The sequence below is a fragment of the Ohtaekwangia sp. genome (genome assembly GCF_036786105.1).
Taxonomy (GTDB): domain Bacteria; phylum Bacteroidota; class Bacteroidia; order Cytophagales; family Cyclobacteriaceae; genus Ohtaekwangia.
Map to the genome: position 1 here is coordinate 6,841 of NZ_DAIQRQ010000019.1, position 15,867 is coordinate 22,707.

Sequence of the window (15,867 nt, forward strand, 5' to 3'; positions counted from 1 at the left end):
ATCGGGAACAGAATTACACAGATAACTAATAGCGATTAACGTGTAACGGATAACCTTTGGTAACTCTGTGTCTTCTTTGTGCCACTGGATTATTCCGCTCTCACCCTCCACACGCACTTCCAGCAGCTTGCAGCTAGTAGCCAGCAGCTTTTATACTATTAAGAACAACCTATACTATACATGATTCACATCTTCGATACTCCCGAGATACTCTTAACTGCACTGGCCGAACAGATTGTTGTGCGTGCGAAAGAAGCCATACAAAAGGAGGGAAGGTTCTCGTTTGTATTATCCGGGGGAAGCTCTCCGAAGAAGTTGTTTGAGCTGCTGGCGTCTGTGCCCTATAAAGAGCAGATCGATTGGACGCGTGTGTTCTTCTTCTTTGGTGATGAGCGTTATGTGCCGGCGGACCATCCGGATAGTAATTATCTGATGGCGAAGAAGGCGCTGTTCGATGCACTGAACATCTCACCCGGACAAATATTCCGTATGAAAACAGAGCTCACGCCCGATGCAGCAGCACAGGCGTATGAAGATGATATACTCGCTTATTTTTCAGATAAGCCTGTACGATTTGATTTGGTGTTGTTAGGTCTGGGAGACGATGCTCACACGGCATCATTGTTTCCGCATACTTCCGTACTGCACGAGCAGGAGTCGCTGGTGAAGGCGTTATATATTGAGAAGGTAATGATGAATCGCATTACACTTACAGCTCCCTGTATCAACCAGGCATCGATGGTTGCCTTTCTGGTATATGGACCTTCCAAGGCTGAGGCCCTGCATCATGTGCTGGAAGGAGATCGTGATATAGAAAAATATCCGGCCCAACTAATCCGCCCGAATGGAGGTGCGCTGCATTGGTATCTGGATCAATCCGCGGCAAGACAGTTGAACCGGAAGTAACTATAGACAAGAGAAGGTCTTCTATGTTTTTTTGATCACTTTATACCGGGCGTCCCCGATAGACAGGATATAGGTACCTTGCGCTATATCCGTCAGATCAAGTGTTATATATTCATCAGTTTCATTTATAGATTTGGTTACAATTACTTTTCCTACGGTGGTGGAAAGCGAGATTGTCTTTGCTAAATGATTTCTCAGCCTTATGTTCAATCGATCGGTAAATGGATTGGGTGATACAGTCGCTACATTTTCCAAGGCTGTTTCAAGACCGGTAATGGTATAGCGTATCGTGTCTGATAACCGATAACAACTTCCGGCGGTTACTGCCACACTATAATCGCCGTCTTCAACCGGTGTGATCTGATAGGAGTTTTCTGCTGCCAGCCATGCGCCATCTTTATACCATTGATAGCGCTGTCCATCACGATTAACGGTTGAAATGGTATTGCCCGCGAGTGTGAGGTGCGGAGCAGCCAGTGAATCAATGGTGATGCGTATGGTCTGCGGCTGTGTTACGGCCGGGCAATCTTTACTGGCACCATAACCACTGCGCACAGTAACATCGAACGTGCCGCTGTGAAGCAATGTATAGTCAAGCTCCAGTCGGCAGCTGTCGCCCGTTGATAGTGTGCGTGCAGATACAGGGCGATCTCCCAGAAATGCCTGGTATCCGACATCGGCAGTGGTGCCTTGCAGCGTAACGTTTGCATTGCCTTCACAGGCATTGCTGGTTTTGAACGATGTGATGGCTGGCACCGCCGGGCGGTCGAGTATCAGCGAGAAGCGCTTGTTATAAGAATGCGCATCGTCTGTAATGGCAAAAGTATATTCCTGACCGCTGGCAATTTCCTGTTGTTTCTGAAGGAACGCATCGTTCAGGTATACTTTCGTGCGAATGTTTTCGATGCCATCGAACGTAAGCGTATAATTCCCTTTCGATGCTTTGCGGATATAGAGCGGAATACGCTGCATGCAATAGTCTGCCGAAAGTATATTGATTGCCAGGGCAACGCTGTCTTCTGATGCCGATGCCAGATTGAAGTAGGTGTTCTCCTGCTTCACGGCATCTTCCTGTTTGTTATACCCGTTCGTGGCGGTGCGTGCCAGTTGAATATAGGTTTCGTCATGCAGTGTGCCGTTGCTCATGGTGATGACAATAGCAGGCACCTGCTCTTCGCGATAGAATGCGCCATCGGTAGTATACTTCGCATTTTCGGTTATAGTAATAGCCGGTGCACCGGACGTTGTCTGTACCCAGAATGATTGTCCCGGGGCGATGATACCGTTGGGCAGGTTTCCGGTGGTACCATTCCATACACGCCAGCGGTATTCGGTGCCAAAGTTCTCGCGTATATATACCGTGTTGCTCACATTCTGCAAGGTGCTCCATCCGGTGCCGGCAACACCTGTCCATTGAATAGGAGATGGGTATGGATTGCCCAGCAGATTCCAGCCATTGTCCTGACCAAGTGTTCCGCCCGTGAGCGGGAATGTAAAATTGCCCTGATGCGGATTACCGGTTATTTGCCAGGTGGTAGGATTAAGCGCATCGCGCACAAAGATGGCGTAGCCTTTACCTATGCGAAGTGTATCGGTATTGGAGCCGCCTGCACCCGGAAAGCCCAGCCATCCGCCATTCGGCTCATCGTAGTAGAAGAGTGATGAAGTCGTTTCATGATACCCCTTACCTGTACTATGCCCTTCGAAGGGACCGGTAACCGGTATATATTGCTGCAGGTCTGCAATGCTCATATATTTTACCGGCGATGCTATATAGCGGTATATTCTGCCTTCGCCATCCATATAACGTTGAAAGACTATATTTCCCGTAATGCGGGCTCCTGACAACAGCGGGCCAATGCGGGCACTTCCATTCTTGTCGGAGGTGAGCACGAGGTTGCCATCGCCAGCGTTAACTTCTCCTTTGGTAATGGTAACGAGGTTCTTTACATTCACCGGGCTCTGCAATAAAAATTTAGCTGTGCTGGCAGAGGATAGCGTCAGGTTCGTAAGACTGTCGTAGTCTTCGTTAAAGAACAGGTTGGAGGAAACAGCTGATGTTGTATTGATGTTGATACTTCCTCCGGTAGTCGCTATCTCCCCGGTTTCTCCATTGCCGTTCAGAGCAACTTTGCCGGAGAGTATAAGATTGTTTTTATCGAGTTGCAGAGTAGCACCGGTGTTGAGGGTAAGCCCGCCACCCGATGTATTGCCCAGTCGTACATGGGCCGGGGTGCCGGAACTGTTCTGCAGTGTAAGCTGATCGCCATAGTCCAGTACCAGCTCATAGAGATTCAGATCGGTATCAGGATTCAATGTTAATATATGTGGTTTTCCACCTTTGAAGTTGATGGTATATAATTGACCGGCAACGTTATTCTCCGATCCCAGGAAAATCATGTCTCCTTCTACCGCCAGGATAGATTTATTTCCATCAGCCCCCTGTATAAGTACATCCTGATCGATATGCAGATTGCCTCGCACAGCCACCGAACTTAACGGCAGTGTTTTGGTTGTAGAAGCAGTCATCAGATTGAGGTTGCCATACGCTGCATTCGGCACCGTACCGGTCGCGTTGAAATTTACCGTAGAGGTTGGTGCCAGTGATCCCAGCGTTGGGATGGTAGTGCTGTTGATGTTGATTACCGCGTTATCGCCCGCTTCGAGTATACCGGTAATGGCTTCATTAACGTTGAGTGTTACGCCAGCGCCTACAACAATTTTAGACCCCGTGCCGTTTACCGCCCAGGGTGAAGTAATGGATACAGCTCCGCTGCGATTGCAGATATAGAAGTATTCGAAAGAGCCAGTGAAGCTTGCAGGAGAAGCGCCTTGTCCGTTAGTTTCAGTTCCCCAGGTAGCGAGATCGCTCAGGTCGCCCGTTGCTTTGCAATAGTAGGACATCGGTGTAGCATTGGTGCGGTATAGCAACGTGTCGGGTATAGTTTGTTTGCCAAGCCCGGTTCCTGTTCCTGGCGGATCGTACGTAACGGCCAGCGTTTGTGCGAGGCTGTTGGCATAGAAATACTCTACACGAATGGAATGTTTACCGGTGGTGGTAAAGTTTACAGTTTTACTTTTCTCCACAGTGCCTTCATGCAAACCATCGTTGTCTATTTGCAGCACACCGTCTATAAACAGGCGGCTGCCATCATCTGATTTTGAATAAAATATATAGTTGCCCGTCTGGTTAATCTTGATAAAGCCTTCAAAGGCAAACACAAATTTTATATCGCGATTTCTCACCGATATATCGAAGTTGTTCACCACGCCCTGCTTCACAATGGTATGGGTTGTATCAAAGTAATCCAGCAAGGTAAATGTGTTCGGTACCGTGAGTGGTTCGTAGTAGTAATATTGCAAGCCATGCTGAGGTGCCAGCGTTGTAACGGAAAGCGCTTCCCCCGGGAAGTCGGAGAAGTTACCACGGGCATCTACTGCGCGCACATTAATGAGGTAATTCGTGCCGGGTGTCAGGTTATAGAATGTATACGAGGTTGTATTTACGGTTGTATCCAGCACGGAGCCGAGGTATATTTCATAGCCCGCTACCTGGTCGTCATCCGAAGAAGGGTCCCATCCAATGGATATCTGTGTATCCTCCACATCAGTGGCTGTCAGGTTCATCGGTGGTGCCGGCTTTGTTGTATCGCTCGGCATGGTAATGTTTACTTCTGTGGTGGCAAATTTACCATCGCCACCGCCGGCAGAGCGAACACGGTAAAAGTACTTCGCCATCGGGCGTAGTCCTGAATCGGTATAGGAAGTTGTGTTGGCCGGTACAGTTGCCACCAAACGATAGGGTTCGCTGCTGTAGCCATTTACAGTACTTCGGTTCCGCCAGATCTCAAAGTATTCTTCGTTGGAAGAATTATCAGTCCACTGTAACTGCACTTGATTTTCTGATATAGCAGAAATACCGCTCGCTGCCAGTGTCGGTGCCGTGGGGCCGACATGTGGACTGGTATAAGTAACGGTAATGGACGGAGAAAGTAAGCTTTCACATCCGGAGTTTTCTTTTACGCGCACGGCAAATGTACCGGCTTCTGCCGTTGTTCCCACGGTGCCGGAGCCGGTAAGGAAGTGTGCTACTTTTGTATTCGTGGTAGTAGTATCGAATACAGCTCCGTTTTTATACCAGTAATATTCGGGAAATCCTTCAGGCGCTATCAGTTTCAGTGTATCATTCTTGGTGCCGTTGAAATCGATGGGTATAATGCGTGTGCCGGTATTGGTAAGATCGGGTGTATAGGTTGATGCAGACTTCGGTGTGATCACCACCGGAAAAGATTCGTCCCATTCCGTTGCACTTCGCTGAAACTTCACCGTGTAGGTGCCGGGTTGATTCAATGTATAAAACCGTGTAGTGGCATTCGGTATATCCGCGCCGTTGAATGTCCATTGATATCCGCTGAAGCCATCGGAGAAGCCGAGCCGGATTGAACCGTTGGCACAGATCTCGGTTTGCTGGCCAAATACATATATATTCTTTTTGTTCTGGGCAAGTATCCACGAAAAGAAGTCGGCCTCACCATACGCACGGTTCCACGTGTCGTGCCCAAGGTCCGGATATAAAGTATAGGAGGGATTGGCACCTTTACTTTTCAGCAAATCATAAAGATCGTGGGATGCCTGTGGCAGGGGATTGGTATCCAATCCACCCTGATACATTTTGATAGGCATGGTAACGAGTATATCACTCATGGTATTATAGGCACTTCCCACACCCGACATGGCCAGCATGGCAGCAAAAAGATCAGGACGTTTGGATGCGGCATCCCATACACCTTTGGCGCCGTTGGATAAACCGTGTATCACTATACGATCACGGTCTGCATTATAGTTTTGAATAAAATATTCTACCACCCCAATGGTCATGCGCATGTTATCGCTCAGCGCACCGTTTTGCCAACCGTTCTGCCAGCTGGCGCTATAGCTTGCCTGCGGTATAATAACGATGCCCGGAAACGCTCTCGGATCAGAAGGTGGACGCAACACGGCAGCCGCATGTGAAGGGCCGGCATGTGCTGTGTTTGTGCTGTTGTTGTCGTACTGCGGATCGGCCGGAGTATATTCGTAATGTCCTTCCCACGAACGCCCGGATTCACCCGCTCCGTGTAGCATGAGTATCAATGGATATTTTACAGAAGTATTGTTCTTGTCGAAGCCATTGGGGAAAATTACCCGGAAGTTTAAGAACTCATTTACGGTGGCACCGGTACTTTTCCAATAGGTATATTCCCGAAAGGATGATTCGTTGGCGAAGCTCGTCATCTTGTAATAATGCCCGAGCTGATTGTTGCGAAGTGTATAGCCACTATCATAATGAACTACAGTTTGTGCAAAGGTAAAACTGACTGAAGCAAGGATATAGGTAACGATGGCGTATCGGGTTAGTTTGTGTAGTGGCATAAATAATGTTTTCAAACTGTTGACCGGTTTTTAGTTGTTGCTGTATATATAAACTCTGCACCGATGCCGAGAAGCCTCGCATCGTGTTACATCTGCTATTGCGATAGATATACCTGAAACGAACTGAATGCAACAGAAGTGAATGTTGCTATGTCACCTCCGTTATAATAGATATAGTGTTTTGAAAAACTGCCGGGACTACTGAATGAAGATTGTCTGCCAACCCCTCAAGCTTGCCTGTATGCGTTCTTTCATTCATATATACCCCTGAATAAGGCACGATTTTCAGTCTAAAAAATCGTACCATCCGGAAATTGGAGGTTGCCAAACAATTGAAATAATGGTATAGCACATCGTATTCAGCGTTCGGGTCCCGGTAAGTGGAAGCCGGCTTCTATGATTGAATGTATGGATTATGGCGGATGCAGCCGAGGCGGCTGTGGAAATCCTCAGTAAATATAGGGACATGGGTATTTAATATCTCAAATCAAAAAAAGCCACCTGTATGCAAGGTGGCTTTTCTCATGGTTTCTGTAGACTATATATATCAGAGTATAATTCCGCTTATCCGAACAGGAACTCAATATCATCCCGTGAAAGGTTCTTGACGAAACCGGCATCTTCGTGGATGAGCTCATCGGCCAGCATCTTCTTTCTTTCCTGCATTTGCAGAATCTTTTCTTCTACCGTGTCTTTGCAGATCATCTTGTAGGCAAATACTTTTCGCTTTTGCCCGATACGATGTGCCCGGTCAATCGCCTGCTGTTCGGCAGCGGGGTTCCACCAGGGGTCTACCAGGTATACATAGTCGGCAACCGTAAGATTCAATCCTACACCGCCGGCCTTCAGCGAGATGAGGAATGCCGTGACACTTTCGTCTTCCTGAAATTTTGTTACCTGCTCTTTACGCTTGGGTAATGGGGTGCTTCCATCCAGGTAACAATAGCTTATACCGGCCTCTTCAAATTCTTCGCGAATGAGCTTCAACATCTCTGTGAATTGAGAGAACACCAGTAGTTTATGATTACCTGCGTTTTCCTGCACCTCGCGTATAAGCTCTTCTATCTTTACCGAGCTCCGGGTAATTTCCTGACCGGGCAGCGGTTCGATCATGGCCGGGTGATCGCAGATTTGCCGCAGGCGCAGTAAACCTTCCAATACATATATACCGGACTTCTCCAAACCTTCTTCATCTATACGCTTGAGGAGAACATTGCGATAGTTATCGCGGTACTGGTTGTAAAGCTTGCGCTGCTCGGCATCCATGGTGCACCACAGCACCGTTACCGTTTTGTCAGGCAGGTCTTTGGCAACTTGCTCTTTGGTACGCCGGAGTGTAAACGGATGGATAAGCCGTTTCAGGTATTGTGTTTTTTCTTTGCTGCCTTGCTTGTCGATCGGTATGGCAAATTCGCGGTTGAAAAATTCGCGCGAGCCTAACAATCCCGGGTTAAGGAAGTTGAACTGTGCATACAGATCGGAGGTATTGTTCTGTACAGGTGTACCACTCAGAATAACACGGTTCACGGCACGCAACTGTTGCACGGCACGTGTAACCCGTGCATCGGGATTCTTGATGGCCTGGCTTTCATCGAGTATAATATACTGCCAGAGAAAGCCCGTAAGATTCTCAAGGTCGTTGCGCACTACGCCATAGGTTGTGAGCACAACATCATAATCATTGAAATGTGCCTCGGTAAATTCGCGCTGCAATCCATAGTATGTATAGTGTTTCAGCGTAGGACAGAATTTTTGAATTTCAGTCTCCCAGTTAAAGATCAGCGAAGTAGGGCACACCACCAGTTGTGTACTGCCCGGGTATTTTTCTTTCAGGAATTGCAGGAATGATATCGTCTGCAGAGTCTTACCAAGCCCCATGTCATCGGCAAGACATCCGCCCCAGCCAAGTTCATCGAGGGACTGCAGCCAGTGAAATCCCGATTGCTGATAGGGGCGAAGGGTAGCTTTTATCTCGGTGGAAAGCGGTGCTTTCTGTATGGTATCGTAATCGAGCAGCTTATGCTTGCGTGCTTCTATATCGGCCTGTACGGTGTTATCATCGATCTTGTCGAGTATATCTTCCAGTAAAGTATAGTGCAGTTTGCTTACACGCAGCGTGCCGTTCTCTTCCGTTCCGGTGCGCAACAATAAACTATACTGGCTGGTCCATTCTTCCGGTATATGGCCGAGTGTACCATCTTCCAGCATGATGGTGTCTTGCCGGTTCAGAATCGCTCTGCGTATTTCTTTCAGGGATACAACATGCTCTCCCCACTGAATGGTGACTTTCAGATCAAACCAATCGATATTACTGCTGGCGCTGATGGTAAATTTGGGTACTTGTGTGGTATAGCGGAATTTCTTCAGCTCCTGCAGGCCATGTACTGCAAAGCCTTCCTGCTGCACCTTGCGCATCATGCTGATAAACCAGCCGTGCTTCATCACATCGGCGAATGCCAGGTAATAGTATAGATCGTTGCGCTGGTTGGCAAACGAAGGGTGCAGCGTGCGCAGGTATTCGTATAGTTTCTTTTCTTCTTCGTTGTTGCGTTGAATTACCCGTATACGATCTCCCGTGTCTTGTACGTATTGCCGGTCTTTGCTATAGTCTACTTCCACATCTTCGTATACAAACTGCGGCTTGATCATCAGGTTGCTTTCGTTCAGTTCGCTCAGCATTACACGCGGCTCCATCTGCAGATTAACCATATCGATGTTGAGCTTTTCGCTGATGGTAACTTCGTATTTCTCCATCCAGGGTAAAACATACCGGCGAACAACATCCGCTTTCTCGGCTAGCGGAAATGTAAGAGGGCCATTTCTGAACTGATCGATCAGTGCAAGGGCTGCACCATCGGCCGGTAAATATAGTGTGCCATCATGTTCGAGCATAAACCCGCTTAGCAGACGAAGACTCGCTTTTACACCATCGAGCCATATCGTCATGCTCAACACGATCGAGTCGCTTTTGCGGTCAACGTTAAAGGTCAGCCGTGCAGGTTCCTTCCCGAGCTTTACATCCTGCTGACGGTAGTTGAGAAAACGGCCGTACTTCAGAATAAAAACCGAAGGCCATGTTCTTAACGTTGGCCATAGCTTGTGCAGCAGCTCGATATAGTGCTTGCGCAGGTTGGCCAGTTCCCGTGCAGAAACGTGCGCCCACGAACCGGAGTGATTACGGATAAAACGATTGCCGGTATTCGTCATCCAGCGCAGCAGCTGGTTGTCGGAGAACTCATACAGATCTTTGTAGAATGTATCGTCCAGGGGTTGCAGATAGGCGAGTCCTTTTTCAACCTGTAGTGAAATGCGTTTATACTCGGTGATGTTGTTCTTCGTAAACATCAACACAGGCTCCAGATCAAACCGTGTTGATTTGCCTGAAGCAAAGTTGAAGAGGAATCCTATTTTATAATCGATCGCTGTACCGGCAGGTAATGTGGGGCGGACAGCTTCCGGTTGTTCTATTTTTTTTTCTTCGTCAAAAAGCATGGATAAATTCTTTCGTAGCGTTGATGCGCGAGAATTTTTTTCTGTTGATTTAAAAAACCGATGGAGGATTAATCAGGGTATTGTCAAAATCGCGAATGCGGCACTGTTGCCTCCTTCAATCGGCCCCAAATATAACAGGGCAAATGATCTCTTTGAACAGCCGCGGCAGATATCTTGCAGCGCGTTGAAACTGTGGAAGTTGTGAGAGAACGAAAAGGCTTTTGGGCCAGGTGTTTTTCAGGGGAGTAAAGCTTTGCTCGGCACAACGTTTTTCAGACTTGTGGTACGGGTGTTTTTACGGGAGAAATGCCACTATTTCATCCCGTTAATAAAAAGACTGTGCCACATTGGGCATAACCCTGTGGCACAGTCCATGTCATGAATCAAAGTATATATACGTACTATCTTTTAACAACAACGGTTTTACTGCCCGTACGATTTCCCTGCAACACACGTAACTGATATATACCTTCCGGTATATCTTCTACTGAAACGGTAACGGTGTTATCGCCATCAAGAATAGTCGTGTGCTGCGCGACTTTCGCAAGTCTTCCCTTCAGATCGATGAAATGTATCTCCAGTACATCGCCCATTGCTGCCGTGGCATGAATGCTGATGTCGCGGTGGGCAGGGTTGGGGTATATATCGAACGAATAAGTACGTTGCGCATCGTCAGCGATTTCGCTGGAAGCGATGGTTGACCCATTACTGCTGATCACAAGATGATCGATGTTCGGGCCGCTGCTGCCAATGGCCGTCAGGCGGATGAGGTTCGTGCCCGCGTTGAGGTTGGCAGTAACGGAAATGGTTGTCCAGGTAGTCCAGGTGGTTGTGCGGGGAAAGGTAAGCGATGGATTGATGGTAGTGCCATTTACACTTACAGCCAACGATCGTGGTGTGTTGCCCATGGCATACCGGAACGTAAGTATATAGCTGCCGGCCGTAGCGATGCTGGCAGACCATTGCACATAGTCATTGGAAGGATGTTGATAGTCGGCAAAGCCGGTGCCGGTATAACCCGCCTGGTCGCTTCGCACAATTGCGCCCACCAATGTTGCATTTTCAGCTTCGAGCGTAACGGGAGCAACACCCGGTATCCGGTATAATGCGGAAGCCGGTATCACTTGTTTGGCAATGCCCGGCCCGGCATAGCTGGCGGTGAGTACTGCCGAACCCTGGCGTTCAAAGAACGTAACCGTAATACTATGCTTGCCGCGCTTGAGGCCGATGCTGCCGGAGGCTTCGCGTGCAGCATGCAGTCCATCGTTGTTCACGACCAGCGCAGAGCCTATATATAGCTGGCTGCCGTCATCGGAGCTGGTATAAAATGTATAGGTACCATCCGTGGGTACATCTATATATCCGCTGTAGCGGAATGCATAATCATCTTCGCGGTTGCGCGGGTCGAGGTTAATGGTAGTAAGTGTACCCGTCTCAGCTGGTGTAAGCGTTGCAAAATCGGGCAATGTGCTCCAGGCACCCTCATAGTATTGATAGGCTATACCGGGCACAGCACTGGCAGGATTTTCGGGATCACGCAAAGTAACGTTGCGATATACAGCTGTGTAGGTTACGTCTTCTACGGGTGTAGATATAGTCTGTGTGGCACTGCCACCGTGCACCCAATGATCAAACTCGTACGTAACACCTCCGGAAGTTTGTGGCGATACTACGCCAAGGGTGCGTAATATACCTTCCACACCTACATCAGCATAGGGAGTAGTAACGGGTTGGCCATCGAGTGTTACCTGTAAACCTGCCGGTTGTGTGGCCAGATTTATAGTTGATTTCCGCGGGAAAATATCGCGTTGCACCGTATCGCGCAAGCCTTGTGAATCGGTTACAACGAGGAACAATCTATACCATACATTATCCGATACTTCGCCGCTGGTGGGAATGGTAAACGAACCGCTCTTTACTCCGGAAGCAACCGGTGGCCCGTCATGACGATGCGTATCATGATAGAAATATACCAGCCAGCTGAATGCGCTCGCAGGTAATGTGCCATCTTCCTGATCGGTAGCGTTGCCCGAGAAATTGATGACATCACCACCGCGGTATAATGTACCCTCGGCCGGTGTCAGTATCGTGGCGACCGGGGGTGCGTTGAATGTAGTTACGGTGAGCTGCGCTGCATTACTGGTAACGCTGCCCGCGGAGTTTGATACAATCACACGATAAGCACCGGCATCCGAAGCTTGTGTACTGGCAATGGTGTAAGAAGATGCGGTGGCACCGGCTATATTAACATTATTCTTTTGCCATTGATAGGAGAGCGGAGCAGTACCTGTAGCAGTAACAGAGAAAGTCGCGGGTTGCCCTGCAGAGACCGTTACATTGGCGGGCTGTGTAACAATGGCAGGCGCTGTGTTTACAGTATATATTATTTTGAACAGCGCACCGGTACTGCGCTCCAGGTAATATAGGTTGCCATCGGTACCTACTTCTATACTCAGCGCATCGCCACCCAGCCCGGTAGCGAAAGGCATACGCGTAGCAGGCGAAGTTGACAAGTTCAGCACATTGATCCAGCGATTACACAAATCCTGAAAGAAATAACGCCCGGTATATTCAGCGGGGTAATTGGTAGAGGTTGGATTAAAGAATACACCTCCCGTTATAGCACAACCCAACCCATCGCCCGAGCCATGCTGATAGGCATAAACAGGATTAGTAAACGATGGATTGCTGCTGTTGCCTTCTGCCGTGGGCCACCCGAAATTCAGGCCACCGGTTGTAGCATCGTTAATTTCTTCCCATGTGTTTTGGCCTACATCGTTCACAAATATCCTTCCCGTGCCGGGTTGCACATCAAATGTATAGGGATTACGTAATCCATAGGCCCATACTCTTCTGCGTTGTTCTGAACCTGTGGTGAACGGATTTCCGGCCGGTATGGAACCATCGGGATTGATGCGCAATACTTTGCCATGATAGGTGTCCAGGTTTTGTGCATTGGCAGAGTTTGCATTTTCGCCGATGGCTACATACAGTAATCCATTCTTGAAATGCATGGCGCCACCATTGTGATTGGTAGCACTGCTGAGCGGATCGAGGTTGAGCACCACTACTTCACTGCCGGGCACCACTACATCGCCATTGGCCGTAAAGCGACTAATGCGGTTGCGCGATCCATCAGGCAACGTATAGTATAGATAGATGTAGTGGTTGGTGGCGAAAGCCGGATCGAGTGCTATACCAATCAACCCTCGTTCACCACTGGAGTTTACGGAGAGTTGAATGAAAGGCGTTGCCAGCAGGGTTCCATTCTTGATTACCCGTAACGCACCATTCTGCTGGGCAACAAAAATTCTTCCATCGGGAGCGAATGCCAGGACGGTAGGATTACTGATACCATTGGCGACCTGTACACGGCTAAAGCCTGCCGGGAAAGTTTGAGCAGACAATTCTGCACAGAGGAGCATAAACACAAATAGGAAAAGCGATCCTTTTCCTGTGGGAGGAATGTTCGGGTTCAACATGTATATGAGGGTTTAAAGTGTTTTCATACGCGAGCGTTTTAGTTGGAGGTGTGTCGTTACCGGTTACTGTTAATCGTTATATAAACTCTTACGGATAACGGTTAACCCTGTAACTGATAACATTCCTGTATTTCTATTGGCAACAACGGGGCTGTCATAGCCTAAATAATAATGCCATCTGTATGGCATGCGGTTTCCTGCAATGGGCTATAGCAAAATAACAAGTGGTAGAGAAATGTATGCAAGTGGGTAACAACGTTGCGAAGCATATAGTCGTAGATTCAGGAAATAACATGTAACGCAAAGCAAGCGGTACGGGTACATGAATACATGTGTTTTTGGCGGAAGGGAAGAAAGATTATGTCTATACATCCTTTTGCAATAGGATGGTAACATAAACTTCATACAGGTATATTGAATGAGGTCTCTTTTCGCCTATTTTTAGAGCGGCAAACAGCCATCGTACTATATTTTCTATACATGGACAGTCTACTCAAGCAGACCAAAGGCTATACTTTTTTTGATCGTGATGTAAGCTGGCTTTCATTCAATGAACGTGTGCTCATGGAGGCAGAACGTGTTGCAGTGCCTTTAATGGAGCGCATCCGGTTTCTCTCGATATATTCGTCTAACCTGGATGAGTTTTACCGTGTGCGTGTGCCGGCCATGGCCGCTTTGAAGCGACTGGCTGCAGGCAAGGAACGAAAAGCCTTGAGCGCCATCTTGCAACAGGTGCACGATGTGGTGATACGTCAGCAGAAGCATTTTGGCGAAATCATTACCGTACAGATACTTCCGCTTCTCCGGCAGCATGCTATACACCTGGTATATAATGAGCTGATGCCGCAGTGCATACACGAAGCTATACGGCAATATTTTATTCACACGGTAGCAACCTTTATTCACATTGTTCCGGTAAACGGAGAGACGCATTTCTTTTCAGAGAATAACCGGCTATACCTGATCGTTAGTACGCGTACACGGAAAAAGGCAACGCAACACTATATAATAACGATACCTTCAGATTCGGTTTCAAGATTCTATCGTATCAAACAGAATGATGTTACCTACCTGGTTTTCCTGGATGACATTGTAAAGTTTAATCTCGATAAAATTTTTCCGGATAAAGAGATTATCAGCGCCAATAGCTTCAAGATAACCCGCGACTCGGAGCTGAATCTTGAAGACGAATTTACCGGCAACCTGGCCAGGAAGATTGAAAGTAAAATAGCCGAGCGAGATCTGGGCCTGGCTACACGATTTTTGTTCGAGCCGGGTATACCGGCCAATACAGTAAGCATGCTCCGCGATTGCCTCGATCTGAAAGACGCTACGTTCATGCCGGGAGGTATGTACCATAATCTGAAAGATCTGTCTTCGCTGCCGTTGCACGATGCAGATTTTCAATATGAGCCCTGGCCGCGTACAACGCTTGCAATTCCAACGGGTACATCACTTTTTGAAACGATATGCCAACATGATATTCTGCTTCATCCGCCATACCATACTTACGATGCTGTGCTGCGCTTCTTCAACGAAGCTGCTATCGATGCTTCGGTAACCACGATATATGTAACGCTTTACCGTGTAGCCAACGACTCTCGTATTGCCAGTGCCCTGATCAGTGCAGCAAAGAACGGAAAGAAAGTAATTGTATTTGTAGAGCTGAAGGCACGCTTCGATGAAGCGAACAACATCAAGTGGTCGAAAAAAATGCGGGCGGCCGGTGTTCGCATCATTGAAAGTATACCGGGCCTGAAAGTACATGCCAAGCTTGCATTAGTGTTACGAAAGCATGGAAAAAGCACTGATCTGATCGGCTTGATTGCCACCGGTAACTTCAACGAGTCTACGGCACGTTATTATACCGATCATATTTTGATGACTTGCAACAAGGCGATGCTCGCGGAAGTGGAGCTGCTGTTCAACTTCCTAAAAAAGCGAAAGAAACGAACGAAGAAGGACCGGATCGATTTTAAACATCTGCTGGTAGGACACTTCAATTTACAGGAGCGTTTTATAGAACTGATCGATCGCGAGATTAATAACGCACGCAGCGGCTTGCCTTCCGGTATCACCATTAAATTCAACAATCTTGAAGATAAGGTACTGATCGGTAAATTATACGAAGCATCACAGGCAGGTGTAAGAATCTCGATGATTGTGCGCGGTATATGTTGCCTGGTGCCAGGGGTAAAAGGAATGAGTGATACGATTACCATAACACGCATCATTGACCGTTACCTGGAGCATGGTCGTATATTCATATTTGAGAATAACGGTGATGCTGAAATATACCTGGGCTCAGCCGACTGGATGAATCGTAATATATACCGGAGAATCGAAGTATGCTTCCCTGTATACGATGCTGCGTTAAAAGGTGAGGTACAGGAGATAGTGAAGCTGCAACTGGCAGACAATACACAGGCTGTAACAATCGATGCGCACTGCTCAAATTGCGCACCGGTGTGCAGGGAAGGAGAGGGCGATGTGCGTTCGCAACGAGCCATCGCGAATATGATACAACAAAAAGCTTCAGGAGGTCGCTCCTGAAGCTTTTTATACTTTACTCCCA

At 47.9% G+C, this 15,867-nt stretch carries 5 protein-coding genes; 2 read left to right on the forward strand and 3 right to left on the reverse strand.

Features of this window, described 5'->3' with window-relative positions; genetic code table 11:
• The first annotated feature begins 180 nt into the window (after positions 1–180).
• Entirely contained in the window at positions 181–906 is a 726-nt protein-coding gene (pgl, locus tag V7Q33_RS10495) for a 6-phosphogluconolactonase (RefSeq protein WP_333819797.1), read from the forward strand.
• 21 nt (positions 907–927) lie between these two features.
• Here the strand turns inward: pgl and V7Q33_RS10500 are convergent, their stop codons facing one another.
• The 3 genes from V7Q33_RS10500 to V7Q33_RS10510 form a co-directional block, all read right to left on the reverse strand.
• On the reverse strand, positions 928–6,333 hold the full coding sequence (locus V7Q33_RS10500; protein WP_333819798.1) for a fibronectin type III domain-containing protein: 5,406 nt from the start codon (positions 6,331–6,333) through the stop codon (positions 928–930).
• A gap of 549 nt (positions 6,334–6,882) precedes the next feature.
• Positions 6,883–9,810, reverse strand: coding sequence for a DEAD/DEAH box helicase (locus V7Q33_RS10505; protein WP_333819799.1), 2,928 nt, complete (start codon positions 9,808–9,810; stop codon positions 6,883–6,885).
• Positions 9,811–10,211: 401 nt separating this feature from the next.
• On the reverse strand, positions 10,212–13,292 hold the full coding sequence (locus V7Q33_RS10510; RefSeq protein ID WP_333819800.1) for a PQQ-dependent sugar dehydrogenase: 3,081 nt from the start codon (positions 13,290–13,292) through the stop codon (positions 10,212–10,214).
• Between the two features lie 480 nt (positions 13,293–13,772).
• Here V7Q33_RS10510 and ppk1 point away from each other — a divergent pair, with 480 nt between their 5' ends.
• Positions 13,773–15,845: a polyphosphate kinase 1 gene (gene ppk1 / locus V7Q33_RS10515; protein ID WP_333819801.1), complete on the forward strand. Its 2,073-nt coding sequence runs from the start codon at positions 13,773–13,775 to the stop codon at positions 15,843–15,845.
• The last annotated feature ends 22 nt before the right edge of the window (positions 15,846–15,867 follow it).